Source organism: Chryseobacterium sp. RLHN22 (genome assembly GCF_051011795.1).
Classification (GTDB): Bacteria; Bacteroidota; Bacteroidia; order Flavobacteriales; family Weeksellaceae; genus Chryseobacterium; species Chryseobacterium zhengzhouense.
Genome location: NZ_JBPCHW010000007.1, coordinates 116,527 through 140,102 on the forward strand (window position 1 = coordinate 116,527; position 23,576 = coordinate 140,102).

Below are 23,576 nucleotides of genomic sequence, written 5' to 3' on the forward strand. Positions count from 1 at the left end.
TATTAGATAAAAAATAAAATCCCGATCTGAAAATTCAGATCGGGATTTTTATGAACAATATAATTTAGTTGATTTTGATTCTGTAAGGCATTTCCATTTTCACCTCAGATTTTAGTTTCTTATCGGTAAGCTGTTCCAAAATTTCATAGTTTGCTTTACCAATTTTATTTTTGATCACTCTTGCAGAAATATCGTCTTCATTCATATCACTGAAAATCTGCTCAAAAGCTGTCATTCTCTTTGGATAAGATGCAACATTATAAGATTTAAGATTTGCTTTCTGAGCCGCAAATTTCACAGCATCATTCAAAGTCCCCAATTCATCAACCAATCCTATTTCCTTAGCTCGAACTCCGCTCCAAACTCTTCCACCTCCAACATTATCAATCTGCTCGAAAGTTTTCTTTCTGTTCTGAATTACAAAATGAACAAATCTTTTATAAGTTCCTTCTACGCTTCTTGTCATCAGATTCACTCCATAAGGTGTAAGACCATGCAAAGAAGAATAATAAGCTGAGTTTGCGTTTGTAGCTACGATATCAGAACGCACACCGTTTTTGTTGGCAATATCTTTAAAATAAGGCAACACTCCGAAAACTCCAATCGATCCGGTAAGTGTATTCGGCTCAGAATAAATTTTATCTGCACCCATTGCGATATAATATCCACCCGAAGCAGCATAATCACCAAAAGAAACGACAAGAGGTTTTGTTTTTTTCAACTGCTGAAGCTCAAATAAAATTTCGTCAGAAGCGTTTGCACTTCCACCAGGAGAATTAATTCTCAGAACAACTGCCTTTACTTTTTTATCTTCCTGAAGATCTTTGATATATTTAATATATTTTTCTGAATAAATCTCACTATATTCATCACCACTGTTGATAGAGCCTGAAGCATATAAAACGGCTACCTTTTCACCAGAACTGTCTTTATCCGTAAAAGAATCTATATATTTCTGAAGTGAAATTTTATTAAGCTTGTCTTTATCACCAAGTTTAAGTTTTGTTTTAATTATTTGATCATACTCAGTTTTCTGAATAAGTTTATCCGCAAGTTTGTATTTTACACTCAGGTCAGGTATCATTCCGTATAAGCTGTCGACAACAGTTTTAAAATCATCAGCGCTCATTTTTCTGGAAGCAGCCATCTTTGCTGAAGTATTTCCCCAAATATCATTCAACAATGTACTAAGCTGTTCCTTATTTTCAGGGGAAATATCATTTCTTAAAAATGGTTCAACCGCAGATTTGAATTTACCGTGACGAATTACCTCAATTCCAATTCCATATTTTTCGGCAAAATCTTTAAAGAAGGTAACTTCAGTCGCTAAACCTTTCAGTTCGATTCCTCCAGATGGATTTAAATAATATTGATCTGCAACAGATCCTAAGTAGTAAGACGCTTGAGAAACTGCATTACCATACGCATAGACAAATTTTCCACTTTTCTTGAAATCTTCAATAGCGTTTCTTAAATCATCAATTTGGGTAGTTCCTGCATTAAGATTATCAGCTTCAATACTTATTCCTTTAATATTATCATCATCCTTTGCTTTATGAATCGCTTCTACAGCATCATAAACAAGGATATTGATGTTCTTATCTTTAATATTAAAAATATTCTGCTGCTCTTCTGTAGGACTATCTATAATGGATGTCTTAAGATTAATCGTTAAAACAGAATTCTTCTTTACAGATACCGATTTTTCGCCCCCCATAGATCCCACTGCAATCATAATAATAAAAAAGAAAAAAAACACAAAGCATAATATGACAATAGCCACTATATTTGCCAAAACATTTTTAAAGAAACTCTTCATAAACAATCATTTTCCGATATGTCGCAACATAAGGTAGTTTTGTTACTCGGAAGTAACATGGGTGATCAAAAAAAAAATATAGATACGGCTTTAGACAAAATAAATGAAGTCTGTTTAATATTAAAAAAAAGTAAATATTTGACTTCTGACCCCGTAGAGTTTGCCAGTTCTAATATTTTTTGTAATATTGCATCAATAATATCTACTCACCTGTCACCTATTCAATTGCTTGATTATGTGAAAAAAATAGAGATTGAAATGGGTCGCACAACAGACTCTACGATCTCAAAAGTGTATACAGACAGAATCATTGACATTGATATCGTGAAGTATGGTGAGCTGAAATTCACATCAGAAAGGTTAAAAATCCCTCATGAAAAACATCTTTTTGAAAGGGAGTTTTCCAAGATATTATTAGAAGATTTAATTAAAAACAACAAATAAAACATATTGTATGAAATTAGGTTTATTATTATTGGCCGCTTTGCCCATTGCTACTTATGCTCAGGACAGTATTTCTGTAAATTCCACAAACGAATATCCTAATACTTTTTCTTCCGGATCTTCAAACGTTCAAAAATTTGACAATAAAGCGAGAAGATTCAGAGACTGGTCTATTTCAGTTGGTGGTGGTGCTGCATTTATGGCTAACTCGGATCTTACCTCTTTTTATGATAAAAAGGTAAATTGGGGTTACAATGCTTATGTCAGCATAGATAAGCAGATTTCGCATACTTTTGGACTAAGTATTGCATACCAAAGAGGAGAAACTAATCAAAAAGGAATGCAAGATGGAATTCGTGGACAGCTTGCAGGCGTAGGAGTCGCAAAGACAAAATATAACCAGATCGCAGTATTAGGGGATATTAACTTCTCAAATCTTTTAAGGAGAGTTGACAATTATTCTACATACAGATGGGCGCTCCACGGTTATGGTGGTTTAGGTCTAATGAATTACAATACATCTTTACATGATAATGATGAGTTCAGATGGAGCACATCGCCTAAGCGTGCCCCATTATTCATTGACCAGAAGCTGGATATAAATTCTATTTTTTATCAGTTTGGGGCTGGTGTAAAATTCAATGTTTCAAAACTTATTGATGTAGAAGCCAGAGCAATGTATATCATCAGTGGTGATGATGAATTTGATGGTGGCGGATGGGCTGATCCTGCAGATTACAATGCAGGGAGCGCTAATTCCAAATATAATATGATCAATGATAAGAGATCAGATAATATGTTTACAGTAAATTTAGGTGTATCATTTAAATTAGGGAAACATATGTCTCACCTTGCTTGGCATGATCCTCTACAGGAAGTTTATTACAGAACGAATGTATTGGATAGCAAAACCAACGAGCTTGTTGTATGCGAGAAGGGAGATAATGACAACGACGGTGTTTGCGATGACTGGGACAGAGAGCTTAATACTCCTGCAGGTGCAAGAGTTGACGGTGCCGGTGTAGCTTTAGATATGGATCTTGATGGTGTAATTGACTTGTACGACAAGTGCGTTACAGTACCAGGTTCTCCTGATAACAATGGTTGCCCGAATAATTAATCTGCGAACACAAAATATTCATTTAATTAACAAATAAAAAAATACACTATGAAATTAAGTTTAGCAATTGTTGCCTTAGCATTGGCTGTACCTACAGTGAGCTATGCACAAGATTCAATAGCCGTAGCTTCTACAGACGAATATCCAAATACATTTTCATCCGGTTCTGCTAATATTTCACCCTTCACTCAAAAATCTAAGAGATTCAATGACTGGGCAATATCAGCTGGGGTTGGTGTACCACTGGTACAGTCTGCAGATTTAACATCTATAAAAAATGGTAACGGTAAAAACTTATTTGGTTATTCTGCATATGTAAGTATCGATAAAGCCATTACTCATGCATTCGGTATTAACTTACAATATGACAGAGGTGAAACCAGACAAGGTTGGTTTAATACAAAAGATGCAGCGCCTGCAGATCTAAGCCAGGTAGGTGCAAGAACTCAATATGATGCAATCTCTTTATTAGGAGATATTAACTTCTCTAATCTTTTAAGAAGAGTTGATAATAAATCTACATACAGATGGGCATTGCATGGTTATGGTGGTATCGGTACAATAGCATACAGAGCATATCAAAAAGATGCAAACGGACAGAGATTAATGACTGAAATAAAACCTTTTAAATTGGGTTCTTTCTTCGGTCAGGCTGGTGCAGGTCTTAAATTTAAAGTAAACAGAAGAATTGATCTTGAAACAAGACTAATGTACGTCTTCACCGGTGATGATGAATTCGATGGTGGAGGTGCACAATACAGTGCGATCAACCAACGTGAAGAGCAGGTTTCTGATAACTTCTTCAATGCAACACTTGGGGTATCTTTAAAATTAGGAAAACACGAATCTCATTTAATGTGGCATGACCCATTGCAGGAAATCTATTACAAATTGGATGTTTTGGCTAACAAAAATCAGGATATCGAAGTTTGTAAGAAAGGAGATGCTGATAATGATGGAGTATGCGATGATTGGGACAGACAGCTTGATACTCCTGCAGGTGCAAGAGTTGACGGTGCCGGTGTAGCTTTAGATACAGATTTAGACGGAGTAATCGATCTTTACGATAAATGCGTAACTGTTCCTGGTCCTGTTGAGAACCAAGGATGTCCATTAACTCCGACTGAACCGACTGGTCCAGTTAAAGAAACAGTAAGTAATATGGAAGGAATTGAGTTTGATCTAAATTCAGACAGAATTTTGCCATCAAACACTCCAATTCTTAACAACGCTGTAAATTACATCAACTCTTCAAATGGTACTTATACTGTAATCGGAGCAACTGATACAAGAGCTTCAGATGAGTATAACCAAAAACTATCTGAAAGAAGAGCAAACAGTGTGAAAAATTACCTGATCAAGAACGGTGTAGATGCTTCTAAACTGAACGCTGTAGGTAGAGGTGAAAAAGACCTTAAGTATCCTGAGTGTGATCCTGCTACTAAGTGTCCTGAGTGGAAAAACAGAGCAAACAGAAGAGTTTACTTCGAAGCTAAATAATAATTTTTATTATTACATAAATATAAAGTCACGCAATGCGTGGCTTTTTTTGTTTCAATACTTTCCTTACATTTACCTTATGATTTCTCCACAAGATTTTAATGATCTCAAAAATAAAACCCTAAAACATTTTTGGGGTTACGATCATTTCAGAGATGCGCAGGAACAAATTATAGATTCTGTAATCAACCGAAAAGACACATTGGTTCTGCTTCCTACCGGAGCAGGAAAATCTTTATGCTACCAGCTTCCAGCTTTGTTGCAGGAAGGAACCTGTCTTGTGGTTTCACCACTTTTAGCTTTAATGAAAGATCAGGTGAATCAATTAAAATTCAGAGGGATCGAGGCTGAATATCTAAGCTCAGAATTAGATGAATTTGATGCAGAAGTTATTTACAACCGTTGTAAAGATGGCTTAACCAAATTATTGTACGTTTCTCCGGAAAGGCTTACCAATAAATTGTTTATTCAGCAGATGGAAGAAATACAATTATCATTTATTGCAGTAGATGAAGCGCACTGTATTTCAGAATGGGGACAGGATTTCAGACCAAGTTATCAGAATATCAAAGACTTCAGAAAAAATAATCCCGAAATCACCTGTCTTGCATTGACGGCAACAGCAACCCCAAAAGTTCTGGATGAAATTAAGAATAAACTCGAGCTGAAAAATCCACAAATATTTCAGAAAAGCTTCAAGAGAGATAACATCAAAATATTTTCAGAAGAAGTTTCAGACAAATATCAGAAGATTTTCAATATTCTCAAATATGCAAAAGAATCGGGGATTATCTATGTAAGAACCCGAAAAGAGGCCGAACTACTCACTGAATTTCTTCACCGACATAATATTCAGAATGTAGATTATTTTCATGCAGGACTGTCAACCAAAGAGAAAAACGAAAGGCAAAATTTCTGGAACAGCAGCGATCAGAATGTTTTAATTTCTACAAATGCTTTCGGGATGGGAATTGATAAAGATAATGTACGATTCGTCATTCACTTCTCTCCTTCCCAATCGATCGAAAATTATTATCAGGAAATCGGTCGTGCAGGAAGAGATGGTAAAAAAAGTTATGCATTCATGTTGTGGAATCAACAGGAAATTTCAAATTTTGATCAGATTCTAAAAAATCAGATTCCCAATAAAGCGGAATTTTTAAAAATAATAACTTATTTGTACTCTAAATTTCAGATTGCAGAATTTGAACTCCCTGAAAAAGTTTTTCAGCTGAATACTTCCGGAATTCAAAGTTTCACGAAACTTTCGACAGCCAAAATTAAAAACGTCCTGAACTTCCTTCACACTCAGGAAATTATTTTTTATAACAGCAATAAAAGTCTATCATCACTCGAGCTTTTAATCAAGCCTGAAGAAATTGATCAGCTGGCTTCAAAAGATGCTTACTTTATTGAGCTTCTTTTGCGTACCGTTTCAGGAATTACAACCCACAAAGTAATGTTCAGCGAGCAAAAAGTCAGTGATAAAATCGGAGTAAGTGTTCACCTGATCAAAGAACGGTTAAAGGAACTTCAGCAGAAAAATTATCTTGAATATATTGATGGAGCTTTAGCTTCTGTAAAGTTTCTAAAACCCCGTGATGAAAGATCAAATAGCGGGATTTACTGGAAGCTTTTTGAACATATTCAGAAAAACAAAATCCAGAAATGGGAAGAAATGAAATTTTATATTGAGGATCATCAATACTGTAAAATGAAACTTATTCTTTCTTATTTTGGTGAAAAAAACTCTAAAAACTGTGGACAATGTACAGTTTGCGAGAAAAACAAACAATCGCTTTTCGGGAAGAATGTTTCTGATGAAATCATAAAAGTATTACACAAAAAACCTGCAACGATTGAAGAGATATCTGTGCAGTTACAATTTCAGACTAAAGAGAATATTTTAGAAAATCTCATATTTTTATTGGATTCCGGAAAAGTAAAAATGCTGAATTTTAGAACATACGCTTTAACATAGGTAATAAGTAATTTGTAATAAGTGATTGAAAATTCATAATTCATAATTCATAATTCATAATTCATAACTCTTAATTTCTAACTTATAACTGAAGAGTTTTATCTTTGCACCATGAAATCATTGAAAGTCGTTTTTTTAGGTACTCCGGAGTTTGCAAAGACTTCTTTGGAAGCCATTCATCAATCACATCACGAAGTTGTTGGCGTTGTAACCGTTGCAGATAAAGCAAGCGGGCGCGGGCAAAAAATCAATCAGTCTCCTGTAAAAATTTTCGCTGTAGAAAATAATCTTCCGGTTTTTCAGCCTGAAAAATTGAGAAATCCTGAATTTTTGGAAGAATTGAGAAAATTAAATGCAGATGTTTTCGTGGTTGTCGCTTTCAGAATGATGCCTAAAGTATTGTTTGAAATGCCTAAAATGGGAACTTTCAATCTTCACGCTTCTTTACTTCCGGATTACAGAGGTGCTGCTCCAATTAATTATGCGGTAATTAATGGCGAGAAAAAAACCGGTGCCACTACATTTTTCATCAATGAAAAAATTGACGAAGGAAATATTTTATTGCAGGAAGAAATTCCTGTTCTGAAAGACGAAAATGCAGGCCATCTTCATGGCAGACTGATGGAAATGGGAGCAAAATTAGTCGTAAGAACCCTGAATGGTTTAGCAGAAAATTCAATTACAGAAAGGCCTCAACCGCAAGTTGAACATCCAAAAAATGCTTATAAAATCTTCAAAGAAGATACAAGAATCGACTGGACGAAATCTTCAAAAGAAGTTCACCAGTTTATTTTGGGAATGTCACCTTATCCTGCCGCTTTTACCACTTTAAAAATCGGAGAAGAAGAAAAAGGATTAAAAATATTCGGTGGAAAATTTGAAATTTCAAATCACCAAAAGCCTGTCGGAGGTTTAGAAATTTCCAAAAATGATTTTAAAATCTATACCAAAGACGGAATATATTTCCCTTTAGAATTACAACTGGAAGGTAAGAAAAGAATGAACGTGAAAGATTTTCTGAACGGTTTTAGAAATTTTGACGAAATAAAAATGGCTTGATTTCTCAAGCCATTTTTTGTGTAATGCCAATAAGTCAATTTTGCTTTGCAAGTGAATTCTAAAAGTTTTAAAAAAAAATTGACAGCGAAGTTAATTCACAATTGACCATTCACATTTTATAGTTGCACCATCTCTGTCACCTCAACATCATAGCCTCCAACCTGAGGTTTTACGTTTGGATTCTGAGTGATTACTTTAAATTTATTGATTCCAAGATTTTTAAGAATTTGCGTTCCGATTCCGTAATCTCTGTAATTGAATGCTAAAGTTGGATGTTGTTGCTGTCCGTCCTGATAATTTAAGAACTGCTGCAGTTTTCTTAATGTATTTTCAGAATTTGACACATTGTTGATGAAAATAATTGCACCTTTTCCGGCTTCATTTACCATATTGGTTACTTTTTCCAGCAAAGGTTTTTCACCATTATTTAATCTCGTTAATACATCAAAATATGAGTCTGACGACTGAACTCTTACCAAAACTGGCTCATCAACCGTCCATGAACCTTTCGTTAAGGCGAAATGAATCTGCTCATTCGAAGTTTCTCTGAAAGCAAAAAAATCATAATCTCCATAAGCTGTTTTTACTTTTCTTTCCTCGATTCTTTCGATCAGGTTTCCTTTTTTAAGCTGATAATGAATCAGGTCTTCGATAGAAACGATTTTCATATCATGTTTCTGAGCAAACGCATAAAGTTCCGGCAAACGTGACATCGAACCATCTTCGTTCATAATTTCGCAGATAACGCCACCCTCTTTTAAGCCTGCAAGGCAGGTAAGATCGATTGCAGCTTCAGTATGTCCTGCTCTTTTCAAAACACCACCTTTTCTTGCTCGAAGCGGGAAAATATGGCCAGGACGCATAAAATCTGTCGGTTTAGATTTTTCGTCCATTAGCGCAAGAATTGTTTTCGCTCTGTCACTTGCAGAAATTCCGGTAGATGTCCCGTTGCCCAATAGATCAACAGAAACTGTAAAAGCGGTTTCTTTAGGATCGCTGCTTCGACTAACCATTACTTCCAATCCCAACTCATCACATCTTTTTTCAGGAAGCGGCATGCAAATCAACCCTCTTCCGTGTAATGCCATAAAATTGATGATTTCAGGCGTTGTTAATTCGGCTGCACACAGAAAATCTCCCTCATTTTCTCGGTCTTCATCGTCTACAACTATGATTATTTTACCATTTTTAAGGTCTTCAATCGCCTCGGGAATAGTATTTAATTTAATATCAGACATTTTTACTTTAAATTTTCGCAAAGATACTTAATAAAATAAGCATCGACAATTAATATAAGTGGTTTATTGTTTTCATCAATTTAACCACAAGATTTTAAGCAAAAATCACATTAGTTTATTTTAAAATATTGAAAACATTTTAGAACACATCAGTTTTGAAAATCAAAGATTTTCATTAATTCTCGATAAAATTACCAATTTAATATGAAGGGAAATCAGTACATTTTTGAAATCTCACAATCGACTTTATACATTCCACTAAAAAATCTTTGCTTTTTTCCTCTAATGTGCTCTAAAATATTTTCAAAGCTGAAAAAATACTCTGTGACTAATGTGTTATCCAACCAAAGAATCTGTCGCTTTTTTGATAATTTCGTAAGATTCCAATCTTTTTTGATGATCGTAAATATGAGAGTTTATCATCAGTTCATTCACCTGATATTTTTCCTGGAAGTTTTTAAGCTGTTCTGCAATTTCACTTTGATTCCCGATAAAACTAAACTTCAGTTTCTGCAAAACCATTGACTTTTCCATCGCTGACCAAATGGCATCCATATCTTCAACTGGTGCAGGAAAGGGTTTTCTGTCGTTTCGGATGATATTGATAAACGCCTGAAACAATGTGGTGGAAAGAAAATGAGCTTCTTCAGAAGTTTCGGCAGCAATTCCGTTCACACAAGCCAGAACAAAAGGTTTATCCAAATATTTGGAAGGTTCAAAATGTTCTCTGTAAATTTTAAAAGCCATATCCATTTGTTCCGGAGCAAAATGCCCTGCAAAAGCGTAAGGAAGTCCCAATTCTGCAGCCAGCCAAGCACTGTCTGTACTCGAACCAAGAATATACATCGGAATATCCAATCCTTCTCCGGGAATTGCACGAACCAGCGCATTCGAATTTTCCTTAGAAAAATATTTCTGCAATTCTAAGATTTGTCTTGGAAACTGCTCGTTGATTGCTGCAGGATTTCTTCCTAAAGCTTGAGCTGTCAGGCCATCGGTTCCGGGAGCTCTTCCTAAACCGAGATCAATTCTTCCGGGGAAAAGAGATTCTAAAGTCCCGAATTGTTCAGCGATCACAAGGGAACTGTGATTGGGAAGCATAATTCCACCTGAGCCGACTCTGATTTTCTTTGTTCCGTTGGCAATAAAGCCAATCAGAACGGATGTTGCAGAACTGGCAATGCTTTCCATATTGTGATGTTCGGCAAGCCAGAATCTTTTATAATCTAAATGTTCAGCATGATTTGCTAAAGACAAACTGTCCTGAAAAGTATCGTGAATGGTCTTGCCCTGCTTTACGGGAGCAAGATCAAGCACGGATATATCAAAATTTTTCATTCTAAATAATTTGAAAGGACAAAGTTAAAACTAATAAACTGCATTAGTTACTTTTTGTAATTGATGGAATTGATTGGGATGTTGTGGAAAAAACTATTGGAAATATTTTTGTTCTATTACTCATACAGATTAAGAACATTCCTTATATTTGATGAATATATAATTTTTAATATATTTTTTTCACTTAGATATGAAAATCTTCAGATCGATTTTAAACAATTTAAAAATAATTTCCACTAATTCGAATATCGAAGAAATCACTCAGAAGTTTATTGCTAAACAAATAAGAATTGATGCTTTACATGAACAACTTATTTTATTAAACCAAAATAAAACCGAGTTTGATTTTATTGGAATTACTTCAAACGGAGATGATTGCATTTACTTCGGAAAAGAAGGAAAAAATTTCAATATTCAATTTGAAGCTGTTGAAAAAACTCAACTTCCATATTTTGAAAAAATCAAAAACTTTGCTTCGAGAAATAATTATAAATACTTTGAAGAAATTAATGATGAAATTCCTTATTTAATCATCCAAACGAATACAAAAGCAGATCAAACTATAAAACTTGCAAAACAAGTTCAGAGTGAAATATTTGGAAATGATGAAAGTACATTATATAATATCGTTCCCTAATTAAAATAGGAAAAAACTGATCTTATTATTTTCCTTTCTCCTTCTGATATGTAAAATGATTAATTAAAATCCTGATTTCATTAAATTCAAAATTGCTTGGCAAAGCATTTTTCCATTCTGTAAGATTTTCTTTTGGATTTTTGTGAAAAATTTCTTCGAAAACTTTAATTTTATCAGATGTAATGACTCTTGAAATATCCAATAACCCCTGTTCTGCAAATTTTGCCAGATGACCAATCACCGTTTCTTTTACCAATCCTCTTTCCAGCGCGATCTCTGAAATGGTTTTTCCCTGTTCAAACAATTGGAATGTCAAAACTTGGGACGGAACTTTTGCAATTTTCATACTGACTTCCTTATCATTTTTCTCATCAAGAAGCTTTGTTTCCAGCAGATGAATTTCTTTTAAACTGTTCAGATATTCTTCAATATCTTCGAGCCAGTTTTTGAGCTCTTCATTATACTGTTTTAAGCCTTTCGCCCCCTTGATTTCAGCATAGAATTCTTTTAAAGGATTAAAAACCTTGTCCCGGATTTCGGAGAAAAAGAAATTAACGGCTCCTTTTGACTTACTTTCAATCTCAGTCCATTGCTCTTTATTCTCAATAAACAGGTTTACTTTTTGGAAAATAACTCTTTCCAGCTTTTCAAAAATCTTCCCTAAATTTAAAACATCACGTTTCAACTGAAGATACAGTTGATTAGATTTTGAACGGTCGATACTTTTCGTAACAATCGAAAGATTATTCCATTGCTCCACTTCTTTTAAAAACCATTGACAATCAAGCGTTCGAAGCAGTTTTCTGATGCTGTAATCGTATTTTTCCTGATTTAAAATACTTTCAACATGGTCATTTGCCTGAGTTTCTCCCTGAAATTTAAGAATTCGGTTATCCTTAAAAATAACATCAGGTGTAATTTTTGATTTTAAAACAATTCCTTCCAAAGTACGACAACGTGACAAGGCAACATAAACCTGCCCCGCCGTAAAACTTTTTCCGGCATCAATAATCACTTTATCAAACGTCAAGCCCTGGCTTTTATGAATTGTAACCGCCCAAGCCAACTTTATCGGAAACTGCTCGAAACTTCCCAAAACTTCTTCCTGAATATTTTTTTCGGTATCCAGCGAATATTTTTTCTGTTCCCAGACTTCTCTTTTTACTGTAATTTCCCGTTCACTTCCTTCAAGAATAACTTTAATTTCGTTCTCATCTAATGATGAAACTTCACCCAGTTTTCCATTGAAATATTTCTTTTCACCGGTAATATCATTTCTGATAAACATGATCTGAGCACCAATTTTTAGTTCTAAAAACTGCTCGTTGGGAAACTGATTTTCTTTAAAATCTCCAAAAAGCTTTGCTTCATAGGTTTTAGGGCTGACTTTAATTTCTTTCAATTTTTCCTGATTGATATCGTCTGCCATTTTATTGTGCGAGCAGAGATAAACATAAGGCTCGTCCCCTGCTTCAAAATCAGGGTCATATCTTTCATTAAGATGATTAAAATCGATATTGGCAACATCTCCATCACGGATTGCATTCAGAATTTCTAAAAATTCCTGGTCGGTCTGTCGGTAGACTTTCGTTAATTCAATCGTAATTAAAGGAATATCTTTTATCGCCAGACTATCGAAAAAGAAAGGTGAATTGTAAAACATTTTTAAAACATGCTCATCTCTCACCACCGGCGGAAGCTGATACAAATCTCCGATAAACAACATCTGAACACCACCAAAACGCTGATTATTTCGTCGGATAAATCTTAGTGAAAAATCCATCATATCTAAAACATCGGCACGAAGCATCGAAACCTCATCAATGATCAGAACCTCAACTTCTCTTAAAAGTTTAAGCTTATCTTTTCGGTATTTGAAATGCTGCTGAAGATCGATAATATTATTGGCAATACTGCTGTCGATACGGTCTGTCGTCGGCAAAAATGTACGCAAAGGCAATCCAAACATCGAATGAATGGTAACTCCGCCTGCATTGATTGCCGCAATTCCCGTGGGTGCAACAACAATGTGCTTTTTTTTCGTTTTCTTTACAAACTCGTTAAGAAATGTTGTCTTACCAGTTCCCGCTTTTCCTGTAAGAAAAACGCTACGGTTGGTATACTCAATTAAGTCAAAAAAATGATTGTTCATCGTTTGCAAATTTACGGAAAATGTAACTAGGGCATAAACTTTGATGCCTTTTAGAAAAAATAAATTATGAAAAACCTGCTTATTAAATCACCAGCAATCGCATTAATTACCGCATTTACAATAAGTTCGTGTAGATCTTCAAATATAAACGACCCTTCTACTCTTCCAAAAGATATTTCAGAACGACCAGCAGACGAAAACAACCAAAAATACGAAGGTGCTGCTTTAGACAAAATGAAAAGCGCCATAGAATCTGAAATTGCAAAAGAAAAATGTACTAAAAATGCTGACTGGACTTTTGCACCGATCGGTTCAAAAGCTTGTGGCGGGCCAACTGGCTATATTGCTTATCCTAAAAAAATAGAAACTACAATTCTTCCTAAAATAGAAAGCTACACTCAAAAAATGTCAGATTATAATAAGAAATATAATATTACTTCAGACTGTATGATGGCTCCGGAACCGACTTCTGTGAGGTGTGAAAACGGAAAAGGAGTTTTAGTGTTTTAATAAGAGCCAAAGGAAAAGTTAAAAGTTCTGATCTAAACCAATCAGAACTTTTTTTTGTTTAAATCTCTCGCTGATTTTGCAGATAACGCAAATAATCGTTTTAAAATAATCTGCGAAATTTGCTTAATCTGCGAGAAAAAAAATTAAGTTTTGGTTAAAGCCGTTGAAATTTTTTCACACAAAAAACGGGCTAAAGCCCGTTTGTATTGATAATTTCTTTTTTTTAAAAAGAAATATTTTCAGTCTTTATACCAAGATGAATACTTTACATAATTGTCCGCAATTCTGTTGACTTCACCTTCCAAAAGTGCTGCAGAAATATCTTTAATTTTTCTTGCAGGAACTCCGCCCCAAACTTCACCCGATTTTATATGTGTTCCCTGCGTCACGACAGAACCCGCTCCAACAATCGAATTTTCTTCAATCGTACAGTCATCCATTACAATAGAACCCATCCCGATCAAAACATTATCGTGAATTCTGCAACCGTGAACAATCGCATTATGACCGATAGAAACATTATTTCCTATTTCTAAAGGAAATTTTTCGTAAGTACAGTGAAGCATTGCATTGTCCTGTACATTCACTTTATTTCCCATTGTGATGTAATGTACATCGCCTCTGATTACGGCATTATACCAAATACTGCAGTCTTTTCCCATCGTCACATTTCCGATAATCGTTGCCGTTTCTGCTAAAAATGTATTTTCACCAATTTGCGGTGCTTTTCCTAAAAGTTCTTTTATAAGTGCCATTTAAATTAATTTGAAATTTTTATAATGAGCTAATTTGAAAATGTAAATTATTGAAATCACAAATTGCAAATTACAGTGATAGCAAAAATCTAACTCCCAATACCCAGCTTCTAAGTTCTTATCCGTATTTTTGTACTCTCAAATTTAACGAAAAAATGCGTACGATACTTATAGAGCCAACAGAAAACCCGAAAGTGATGAAATTTGTAGCCGATTACAATTTGATTCCTGGGTCACTGGAGTTGGACAGAGATTCAGATATATCAGAAATTCCTATGGCACAGGAACTTTTCAACTATCCTTTTGTAGAAAGAATTTTCATTACCGCGAATTTTGTGGCGGTTGCAAAACAGGATACTGTGGAATGGGAGCACGTTGCAGAAAGTTTGAAAAATGTAATTGAAGACGAACTTCTAGCTAACCCAAGAGTTTATTTGCAGAAGAAAAAAGAGATGATTCAGATTTATGCTGAAATGACGCCTAATCCGAATGTAATGAAATTTGTTTCAAGCAAAATGTTAATGGATGGTTTTGTAGAAGTAAAATCGAGAAACGAAGCTCATGGAGTTCCTTTAGCTCAGGCGATTTTCACTGAATTTCATTTTGCGAACGAAGTTTTTATTTCTGATAATTTCGTAGCGGTTACAAGAGACAATTCCGTAGAATGGCATCAGGTAATGATGGCTGTTCGTGGCTATATTGCAGAATACCTTCAAAGCGGTGGCGAAATCTCAAATATTGAAGCTCAGAAACACGAAAATCCTGTAGAAAAAATCATCAACAGAGATTATACCGATGACGAACAAAAAATTTCAGATATTCTCAATGAATACGTTGCTCCTGCGGTAGAAAACGACGGTGGAAAAATTTCTTTAATGGAATATGACGCTACCAACAAAACGGCAAAGATGTTGCTACAAGGTGCTTGTTCAGGCTGCCCAAGCTCTACCGCTACCTTAAAAGGCGGAATCGAAAATATTTTAAAACAATTTGTTCCCGATTTAGTAGAAAGAGTGGAAGCCGTAAACGGATAAAAATATAAACAATGAGTAATAGGTAATAATTGCCTATTATTCATTACCCATTACTTATAAATATGAAAGGAATATTATTAGTCAATCTAGGTTCACCCAGATCTACTTCAGTACCCGACGTAAGGGAATATCTTGATGAATTTTTGATGGACGAAAAAGTGATTGATTACCGATGGTTTTTCCGTGCACTTTTGGTTCAGGGAATTATTTTAAATACAAGACCCGCAAAATCTGCCGAAGCTTATAAAACCGTTTGGACAGATGAAGGTTCGCCTTTAATTGTCATCACTCAGAAAATTCAGAAAAAACTTCAGAAATTAGTTGATGTCCCTGTAGAAATCGGGATGAGATACGCTCAACCGAGTATTGAAGCAGGAATTCAGAAATTGGTTAATCAAGGTGTAAGCGACATTGTTCTCTTTCCATTGTATCCGCAGTATGCGATGAGCACAACCGAAACTGTGATTGAAAAAGCTGAGGAAGTAAGAAAAAAGAAGTTTCCGGGTATTAAAATTAATTACGTACAGCCTTTCTACAACCGGGAAATTTACATCGACTGTTTAGCCGAAAGCATTAGAGAAAAACTTCCTGAGAATTTCGATGCTTTACAATTTTCTTATCACGGTGTTCCTGAAAGACATATTTTCAAGACAGATCCTACCAATACCTGTAATCTGAACGATTGCTGTACCCGTGAAAACAATCCAAGTCATCAGTTTTGTTATCGTCATCAGTGCTTTGACGTGACCAATTCTGTAATTAAAAAATTAGGATTGCCAAAAGAAAAGGTAATGGTAACTTTCCAATCGAGATTAGGGAAAGATAAATGGATGGAACCTTACACCGATGAAACACTGGAAACTATTGGTAAAAAAGGAGTAAAAAACCTTGCGATTGTTTGTCCTGCTTTTGTTTCTGATTGCCTGGAAACTTTAGAAGAAATTTCAGTGGAAGGAAAACATCAGTTTGAGCATGGTGGCGGAGAAAACTTTCATTACATTCCTTGTTTGAATGATGAAGACCGATGGATTGAAGTTGTGAAAACGCTTTGCGAAGAAAAATTAAATGAATTTTATTTAGTTTAGAATAATTTCATTTTAATAGATATGAGACATTTAATTTCAATTAAATGTCTTTTTTTTGATCGACACCCTACAAAAAACCAGGGTACATATTTAAATTATACGTTTTTTAAAAAAAAATTCAATTTTCAATGGGGTTATTTTTATAATTTAATATTTTTACATACCTTTACCCTATTAAAAAATAGGGCTTAGCTTTAAAATTTTAAAAATGATGAATACAAACGTAGAAATCTTAAAAAGAAAGATAGAGAGTTTCACTCCCGAGCTTATCGATGCATTTACAAAGATTGTAGATAATCTGGAAACTGTTCAGCAATCCGCAATTCCGCAGTTTCACCTTGATGAAGTTTTGTACCGATTGGAATTTCATTCTGAAAACCCGAAAACAAAGCTTGATTTTTTCGAGAACTTGAACGAGCTTGAGAAAAACTGTGCATAATGAAGGTTTTATTGTCATCTATTGCAAAAAATGACATCAAAATGCTGATGCGGGTTTTCAATGCAGAAGAGCGAAATAAGGACAAATATTTTTTAGATAGTTTAAAAGAAGCTATTTATAAAATTCTGAACGATTCTGAAAACACAGATATTAAAAGCAAGGAATTACAGGTTTTCAAAACAGAAAACTTTCCTGTGCACATACATTATTTATTTGAAGACAATGATTGTCTTTTTATAACGGCGATATTCAAAAACAACAATTGATAAAGCCTTTAGAAAGAACTTTTTTGACGTTATTATATAGTTTAATTTTTCTGTTGTGTCTTTCTGAAAGACATAAAAACACTTTTTCACAGAACCTTACAAATGTGCAAGTTTGTAAGGTTTTGTATTTTATCTCACCGGAGTTCTGAACTCTCCGTATCCCGCCAAACCATCGTAATTTCTGCCGAAAGGCCTGTAATACAAAAATGCCTGATACAGATTTTCGGTTTGCCAGAAATTACCGTTGATTTCACCTAAATTCAAAGTTCCGTTCGCTTCTTTTGTTGCCAAAATATAATTATAAAACCCCTGTTTCATATAAATTTTAGCAATATATTTTTTGGCAGCATCGTCATATTGCATCTGGAATTCTTTAGTTGCTTTAAAATCATTAAAACCTCCTACAATATAAAGCTCTTTGTCCATCGGATCAGAATCTAAAGAAAAATGTACCCAGGAATAATCTCCTTCTCGATTCGCATCTCTTTCCAGTCCCAAATCGTTTCTTCGATAATACCATGCTCCGTTTACATCAGGTTGATACTGGTAATTTAGCGGATATGCCCAAACCGGATGAAGAAAGGTTTGATTTACTCCGTCTATAACACCTGTTTCACGAACCATGTCTGCAGCCATTCTCATATTTTTGTTATCAAAATAATAGAATTCATTATTCCCCGGAAAAGCAAGATTAAGCTGCTGGAAAAGCAATTTATTTCCCATCGTCGAGCTTGGCTTCTGGTTGGTAATTTTCATATTCTGATTATTATTCTGCATGACGGTAAGCGTCATAGAATTTACATTCGAAGTAAGATCTCCTACTTTTGAAACCGCCTGTACTTCTACCCTCTGATTGATATTGGGCATTTTGGCATCGGCAAATCTCGAAATATTTAAAGCTAAATTGACGTTATCTTCATAAATTGAAAATCTCTTTTTAATAAGCGGCTGATCTGCAGAACTTTTATAAACAACCAATTCAAAATTCCCGGAAATCTTTGGCTGAATTTTATCGTTGGGAAAGGTTAATTTATAGTGTGTGTAAGCCTGAAGCGTGTTAAAAGAATACTGAAACTGATCCAGCATGGCATTCATCTGTCCGTTTGCAATTTCGCTAAAAAAAAGATTATCATCTTCCCAGTTTCTGTCGAAATGTTTAATGGTATAGCGATAAACCTCGCTAGAATTCGTCAAATCATCAAAACTCAGAATCAATTGCTGATTCATACTGATGACCGGCGTTTCGTCGTTGGTTTGAGGATTAAACAACTGTACACTCTGAATATTTTGCCCGAAAGCAAATGCACCTAAACTTAGTAAAAATATCTGCAACGTTTTCATTCTTACGAAGATAACAAATCTATAAAGAATATCGTATTTTTGATGAAAAATTAATGTTAATATGTTTCAGATAAAGCCTTTTATATTCAATTTCGCAAGTGAAAATACTTATCTTCTTTTTAACGAAAATAAAAATGCATGGCTCATCGATCCCGGAAATATGAATGAGAACGAAACTCATACAATTTTAAATTTCATCACTGAAAATGATTTAAAAATTCAGAAAATTTTGTTAACTCATGCCCATATAGACCATGTTTTGGGACTACAATGGGCTTTCGACACGTATAAGGTTCCTGTAACGATGCATCAGGATGACAAGGAAGTTTTGGATATGTTTCAGGCAAGTGGAATGAGGTTTGGTTTTGAATTGGATCATATACATGTCGACATCAAATTTGTAAACGAAGGTGACGAAATTGATTTTGACGGAGAAAAGTTTAAGATTTATCACGTTCCGGGACACTCTCCGGGAAGTATCCTTTACCACAACGAGAATCAGAAATTCATGATTTCAGGTGATGTCTTATTTGAAGGAAGTATCGGAAGAACCGATTTGTACAAAGGAAATTATGAACAATTAATTGAAGGAATTAAAACCAAACTTTTTGTGCTGGACGACGAAACCCAGGTTTTCTCAGGACATGGAAATCCTACGACGATTGGGTTTGAAAAACGACATAATCCGTTTTTTAAGTAAAAACATTAATCCAAAAAGATGTATTTCTTTAAAAAAACTAAATTTTCATCATTAAGTGAGGCAATTCAAAATCCAGAGAATTGCAAAAAACTAAGTCTTTTATTTATTGAATACAATCTGAAAGATAAAGGTGCCATCTTTTCACAATTCATCAATTTAAAAGTATTGGAAATTCAAGTTGATCCAAGTATTTATGATTTGGATGATTTTGAACTTCCAAAAGAAATTGCCGGATTAAAGAAATTAAAAACGATTTGGCTTCTGAATCTTCCATTCAAAACTTTTCCTGAATGGATAACCGGGATAAAATCATTAAAATATTTGATGATTAGAGGAAATGATATAGATACAATTCCAGATTCAATATGTGAATTAGATAATTTAAAAACACTCCGTATTGAAAATTGCAACCTAAATAAATTACCTGCAACATTAAAGAAAATGCAAAATTTAAGAAGCTTAGGACTTTGTGATACAAAACTTACAGACCTGAGCCCTAATTTATTTCCTAAGAATTTAAAAGAGATAAATTTATCCGGCTCAAGACTAAAAGATGATAACTTTGAAAGTTTAAAAAAGTAATGAAGAAAACAAGAAATATAGATTGTATTCAAAATGAATATTTCAGCAGATCCTTTTGAAATATTTTATGTCTTTTGTGCTTAAAATATGTTTTGACTAAAGCCAATTTGAATTATTCATTTAATTGAACGGACTCAAGTCCGTTACAATTTTATAAAAAACTCCGGAAAAATGATTCCCGGAGTTTATATTTTAAAATAATTGATAATTTCAGAGTTACCCAATTGAAGTACCATCAACCAACAACTAAAAAACACCAATCAAACTATTTCCATTTAATATTGCACCCCATGCTCGGTCTCTGGATTTCTTCCTGTGGCTCACCCAATAAAAGATTTTCAAAAGCAATAATTAAGTCTTCTCCTGTAACATCTTTATTATTTCCAGGTCTTGAATCATCCATTTGACCTCTGTAGATAAGGTCTAATTTCTCATCAAAGAAGAAGAAATCCGGCGTGCAAGCTGCATCGTATGCTTTTGCGATGGCTTGACTTTCATCATATAAATAAGGAAAATCGAATTTTCTTTCAATCTGGAATTCGATCATTTTTTCCGGAGAATCTGCAGGATATTTTTCTACGTCATTTGAATTTACAGCAATAAATTCAATCCCTCTTTCATTATAATCTTCATACAATTCGTTTAACTTATCAATGACGTGAAGAACAAACGGACAATGGTTGCACATAAAGATCACCAACGTCCCTTTTTCTCCTTTCAGATCATCCAACGATTGGATTTCGTTACTTTTTGAGGGGTTCGGAAGCTCAAAAAAAGGTGCCTTTGTACCCAAATCAATCATATTGGAGGGAGTATTCATAACTTTTTTATTTTAACCACAAAGATAAAGATTTTCCTGATTATTTCTGTAAAGAAGATGGATACGGAAAGGATGAAAGTTATTCATTGAGCTTGGCTATAAACTTCATTAATTTTTACAATAATTAAAAATTAAAAATCTAAAATCTGTTGTAGCTCCCATTCTTCCAGCATCTAGCCAAATTTCAAATTCTTTAAAAATCTTCCGTTAAAAGTTAAACTCTGAAATTTGTTTGGAAGTTATATTAAAAAGTTTGTAGTTTTGCTAACACTGTTAGTAATTAAAAATCATGGGTCTACATGAACGTCGACAAAGAGAAAAAGAAAATATACGCACCAGTATTCTGGACGCGGCTTTCTCTTTGGCAAAAACCGAAGGGTGGGCTTCACTTTCCATGAGAAAAATTGCCGATGCTATTGAATACAGTGCACCGGTAGTTTACGATCACTTTGAAAACAAAGAAGCTATTTTATATGAAATCTCGTTGAATGGTTTCCATTGTTTACACATCGAATTGTTGAAAGCTCAGAGAGAACACGACAATCCGGAAGACCAGTTGAAAGCTATTGTGGATGCCTACTGGAAATTTGCATTCAAAAACAAAGAGTACTACCAACTGATGTTCGGATTGGGAATGCAATGTAGCGGAAAAGGAATGATGAAAGAAGAATTTTCGTCGTTTCAGGACATGCTATATGATTGCACGTATGAAATTATTAAGAAAAAAGGATCGAATCCTGAGAATGCCTGCCATTCATCACATGCCTTATTTTCGGCGGTGCACGGTTTGATTTCGATTATGATGATGCGTAACGACGATATTCCTTCTACAATGAACAAGACGACTTTGGATGAAACTGTTGCAGCTTTCATTAAGTCTTTGTAGAATTTTTTTTGAATTTAAAATTAACACCGTTAGGAATGTTAACACTGAATTAATGTAAGTTATTCATTTAAAATTAAATTTAAAAATCATCTTATGTAAGATTAAAATTAATCGTAAAAATTATTTTTTTACCAAAACAATTAACACCGTTAGTAAAAATAACACAATTTAGACCTCATCTTAATTATCCTTTCAACCAACTTTAAAACAATTCTCTATTATGAAATATGATTTTTTCACAATGCTTTTTGCGATTTTCTTTCCTTATCATTAACACTGTTAAGAAAGATAACACACTAAACCACTCACATCTAAAAATTTAAAGATTGTAATCATGAAAACAACAATTTAAGCCACATTAAGAATTCTGAATTTTTTTTTGACTAAATCATTAACACTGTTAGGAAATATAACGGAATTCAAATTAACAAACAACATTATTTAATTTAACACTTCATTAAAAATTTAAACTCAAAATGAAAATATTTGGAAAAACGAGGATCATCGTACTTATCGCAAGTATTATCCTTTTACAAAATTGCACAAAAGCAGCAGAAGGATCAAACGCTGTTCCACCTGCTCCAGAGTTGCCAGTTTATACCGTAATCACCTCTCCTGCTACTGTTTACCAAGAATTTCCGACAGCTTTGGAAGGGAAAAACAATGTAGAAATCAGATCTCAGGTGGATGGATATTTAGATAAAATTTATGTAGAAGAAGGAGCTTATGTAAGAGCGGGACAGCCTTTATTTAAAATAGATTCAAGAAGTTACGGCGAACAAATGAATATGGCAAGTGCCAATTTACAAGTTGCCAACGCCAACATTCAAAAAGCAAAAGTTGAGGTAGACAGATTAGAACCTCTTGTTGCTGCAAAAGTAGTTTCAGACGTACAGTTGAGAACTGCAAAAGCAAATTACGCAGCCGCAGTGGCAGCCGCTTCACAGGCAAAAGCATCCGTTGGAAGCGCAAAAATCAATGTAGGATTTACAACCATTACAGCGCCGGTAAGCGGATACATCGGAAGAATTCCTTACAAAAAAGGAAGCCTGATTTCAAGAACCGATCCTAGTCCATTGACTTTATTATCTGATATCAGCGAGATTTACGCCTACTTTTCTTTAAGTGAACTGGATTTTATTGCTTTCCAAAATAAATATCCGGGAGCAACTTTAAATGAAAAACTGAAAAATATGCCAATGGTAGATTTGGTTATTGCAGACAACAGCACGTATCCTGAAAAAGGAAAAATGAGTATTGTTGACGGGCAATTCGACAAAACTACCGGAGCAATAAGTGTTCGCGCAGTATTTCCAAATGCGAACGGAGTTCTGAGAACAGGAAATACGGGAAGAGTTCGTATGCCTCAGTTATTCGATAAAACGTTGGTCATTCCACAGGAATCTACTTTCGAAATTCAGGATAAAACTTACGTTTACGTCGTTGGAAAGGATAAAAAAGTAACCGGAAAACCTGTAAAAATCTCAGGAAAAACAGACGGCTATTACTTCATTTCTGAAGGACTTTCTGTAGGAGATAAAATCGTATTCACAGGAATCGGTGCATTGAAAGACGGGGTTGCTATTCAGCCGAAAGCTATTTCTTCTGATAGTTTGTTGAAAGCAAAACCTTTGTAAACTCCTTTATCAGAACTGTTTAAACTTTTCTTTTTTTCACCACAAAAGTCACAAAAGCTTTTTCTCTGTTTTAAAAAGTTAAAATGCTAATATTTTAAAGTTCACAAAAACGAAAATCGAAGATTTTCAAAACTAATGTGTTCTTTTTAAAAGCAATAATTAAAACTTAATGTGACTAATGTATTTAAAAGCTTTTGTGCCTTTTGTGGTAAGAACATAGTTTAAACAACATT

The 23,576-nt window shown here is 34.3% G+C and carries 22 protein-coding genes; 15 read left to right on the plus strand and 7 right to left on the minus strand.

Features of this window, described 5'->3' with window-relative positions; translation table 11 throughout:
• Positions 1-64: 64 nt before the first annotated feature.
• Complete coding sequence (gene sppA / locus ACR1PN_RS09300) at positions 65-1,819, minus strand: signal peptide peptidase SppA (protein WP_433979808.1); 1,755 nt, start codon at positions 1,817-1,819, stop codon at positions 65-67.
• Between the two features lie 18 nt (positions 1,820-1,837).
• Between sppA and folK the strand changes: the two genes are divergently transcribed.
• The 5 genes from folK (at position 1,838) to fmt (ending at position 7,923) form a co-directional block, all read left to right on the plus strand.
• Positions 1,838-2,263, plus strand: coding sequence for a 2-amino-4-hydroxy-6-hydroxymethyldihydropteridine diphosphokinase (gene folK, locus ACR1PN_RS09305; protein WP_378183268.1), 426 nt, complete (start codon positions 1,838-1,840; stop codon positions 2,261-2,263).
• Between the two features lie 10 nt (positions 2,264-2,273).
• Entirely contained in the window at positions 2,274-3,383 is a 1,110-nt protein-coding gene (locus ACR1PN_RS09310; RefSeq protein ID WP_433979809.1) for an OmpA family protein, read from the plus strand.
• A gap of 48 nt (positions 3,384-3,431) precedes the next feature.
• Entirely contained in the window at positions 3,432-4,883 is a 1,452-nt protein-coding gene (locus ACR1PN_RS09315; protein WP_433979810.1) for an OmpA family protein, read from the plus strand.
• A gap of 79 nt (positions 4,884-4,962) precedes the next feature.
• On the plus strand, positions 4,963-6,864 hold the full coding sequence (locus tag ACR1PN_RS09320; RefSeq protein WP_433979811.1) for a RecQ family ATP-dependent DNA helicase: 1,902 nt from the start codon (positions 4,963-4,965) through the stop codon (positions 6,862-6,864).
• Positions 6,865-6,975: 111 nt separating this feature from the next.
• Positions 6,976-7,923 (plus strand): methionyl-tRNA formyltransferase, encoded by a 948-nt coding sequence (gene fmt, locus ACR1PN_RS09325; protein ID WP_433979812.1) that lies wholly within the window; start codon positions 6,976-6,978, stop codon positions 7,921-7,923.
• Between the two features lie 116 nt (positions 7,924-8,039).
• Here fmt and ribB read toward each other — a convergent pair whose 3' ends face one another.
• On the minus strand, positions 8,040-9,161 hold the full coding sequence (ribB, locus tag ACR1PN_RS09330) for a 3,4-dihydroxy-2-butanone-4-phosphate synthase (protein ID WP_433979813.1): 1,122 nt from the start codon (positions 9,159-9,161) through the stop codon (positions 8,040-8,042).
• A gap of 336 nt (positions 9,162-9,497) precedes the next feature.
• Positions 9,498-10,499, minus strand: coding sequence for an LLM class flavin-dependent oxidoreductase (locus tag ACR1PN_RS09335; RefSeq protein WP_433979814.1), 1,002 nt, complete (start codon positions 10,497-10,499; stop codon positions 9,498-9,500).
• Positions 10,500-10,689: 190 nt separating this feature from the next.
• Here ACR1PN_RS09335 and ACR1PN_RS09340 point away from each other — a divergent pair, with 190 nt between their 5' ends.
• Positions 10,690-11,136, plus strand: coding sequence for a hypothetical protein (locus tag ACR1PN_RS09340; RefSeq protein ID WP_433979815.1), 447 nt, complete (start codon positions 10,690-10,692; stop codon positions 11,134-11,136).
• 25 nt (positions 11,137-11,161) lie between these two features.
• Here the strand turns inward: ACR1PN_RS09340 and ACR1PN_RS09345 are convergent, their stop codons facing one another.
• Entirely contained in the window at positions 11,162-13,288 is a 2,127-nt protein-coding gene (locus ACR1PN_RS09345) for a helix-turn-helix domain-containing protein (protein ID WP_433979816.1), read from the minus strand.
• 66 nt (positions 13,289-13,354) lie between these two features.
• On the opposite strand from ACR1PN_RS09345, the gene ACR1PN_RS09350 reads away from it, so the two are divergent.
• Entirely contained in the window at positions 13,355-13,798 is a 444-nt protein-coding gene (locus ACR1PN_RS09350; RefSeq protein WP_378183240.1) for a hypothetical protein, read from the plus strand.
• A 239-nt stretch (positions 13,799-14,037) separates the two neighbouring features.
• On the opposite strand, the gene ACR1PN_RS09355 is transcribed toward ACR1PN_RS09350, so the two are convergent.
• Complete coding sequence (locus ACR1PN_RS09355) at positions 14,038-14,553, minus strand: gamma carbonic anhydrase family protein (RefSeq protein WP_433979817.1); 516 nt, start codon at positions 14,551-14,553, stop codon at positions 14,038-14,040.
• Between the two features lie 155 nt (positions 14,554-14,708).
• Between ACR1PN_RS09355 and ACR1PN_RS09360 the strand changes: the two genes are divergently transcribed.
• The 4 genes from ACR1PN_RS09360 to ACR1PN_RS09375 all read left to right on the plus strand — a co-directional run bounded on the left by ACR1PN_RS09360 (position 14,709) and on the right by ACR1PN_RS09375 (position 17,377).
• Positions 14,709-15,587: a NifU family protein gene (locus tag ACR1PN_RS09360; protein ID WP_433979818.1), complete on the plus strand. Its 879-nt coding sequence runs from the start codon at positions 14,709-14,711 to the stop codon at positions 15,585-15,587.
• Positions 15,588-15,643: 56 nt separating this feature from the next.
• Entirely contained in the window at positions 15,644-16,672 is a 1,029-nt protein-coding gene (hemH, locus tag ACR1PN_RS09365) for a ferrochelatase (protein ID WP_433979871.1), read from the plus strand.
• Positions 16,673-16,880: 208 nt separating this feature from the next.
• Positions 16,881-17,111 carry a hypothetical protein gene (locus ACR1PN_RS09370; protein ID WP_433979819.1) on the plus strand — a complete coding sequence of 77 codons (231 nt, stop codon included), beginning with the start codon at positions 16,881-16,883 and terminating at the stop codon, positions 17,109-17,111.
• Positions 17,111-17,377, plus strand: coding sequence for a hypothetical protein (locus ACR1PN_RS09375; RefSeq protein ID WP_378183053.1), 267 nt, complete (start codon positions 17,111-17,113; stop codon positions 17,375-17,377). The genes ACR1PN_RS09370 and ACR1PN_RS09375 overlap by 1 nt, the downstream gene beginning before the upstream one ends.
• A gap of 129 nt (positions 17,378-17,506) precedes the next feature.
• Here the strand turns inward: ACR1PN_RS09375 and ACR1PN_RS09380 are convergent, their stop codons facing one another.
• Positions 17,507-18,718, minus strand: a complete 1,212-nt coding sequence (locus tag ACR1PN_RS09380) for a DUF5103 domain-containing protein (protein ID WP_433979820.1) — start codon at positions 18,716-18,718, stop codon at positions 17,507-17,509.
• A gap of 61 nt (positions 18,719-18,779) precedes the next feature.
• On the opposite strand from ACR1PN_RS09380, the gene ACR1PN_RS09385 reads away from it, so the two are divergent.
• Together ACR1PN_RS09385 and ACR1PN_RS09390 are read left to right on the plus strand one after the other, a co-directional pair.
• The gene (locus ACR1PN_RS09385) at positions 18,780-19,418 is read left to right on the plus strand and encodes an MBL fold metallo-hydrolase (RefSeq protein ID WP_433979821.1); all 639 of its coding nucleotides are present in this window, start codon (positions 18,780-18,782) and stop codon (positions 19,416-19,418) included.
• 18 nt (positions 19,419-19,436) lie between these two features.
• Positions 19,437-20,000, plus strand: coding sequence for a leucine-rich repeat domain-containing protein (locus ACR1PN_RS09390; RefSeq protein ID WP_433979822.1), 564 nt, complete (start codon positions 19,437-19,439; stop codon positions 19,998-20,000).
• A 265-nt stretch (positions 20,001-20,265) separates the two neighbouring features.
• On the opposite strand, the gene ACR1PN_RS09395 is transcribed toward ACR1PN_RS09390, so the two are convergent.
• The gene (locus ACR1PN_RS09395; RefSeq protein WP_433979823.1) at positions 20,266-20,820 is read right to left on the minus strand and encodes a thioredoxin family protein; all 555 of its coding nucleotides are present in this window, start codon (positions 20,818-20,820) and stop codon (positions 20,266-20,268) included.
• 289 nt (positions 20,821-21,109) lie between these two features.
• Between ACR1PN_RS09395 and ACR1PN_RS09400 the strand changes: the two genes are divergently transcribed.
• Both ACR1PN_RS09400 and ACR1PN_RS09405 read left to right on the plus strand, forming a co-directional pair.
• Positions 21,110-21,706, plus strand: coding sequence for a TetR/AcrR family transcriptional regulator (locus ACR1PN_RS09400; protein ID WP_378183072.1), 597 nt, complete (start codon positions 21,110-21,112; stop codon positions 21,704-21,706).
• Positions 21,707-22,182: 476 nt separating this feature from the next.
• A complete protein-coding gene (locus ACR1PN_RS09405; protein WP_433979824.1) occupies positions 22,183-23,343 on the plus strand; it encodes an efflux RND transporter periplasmic adaptor subunit in 1,161 nt (386 codons plus the stop codon).
• Positions 23,344-23,576 lie beyond the last annotated feature (233 nt).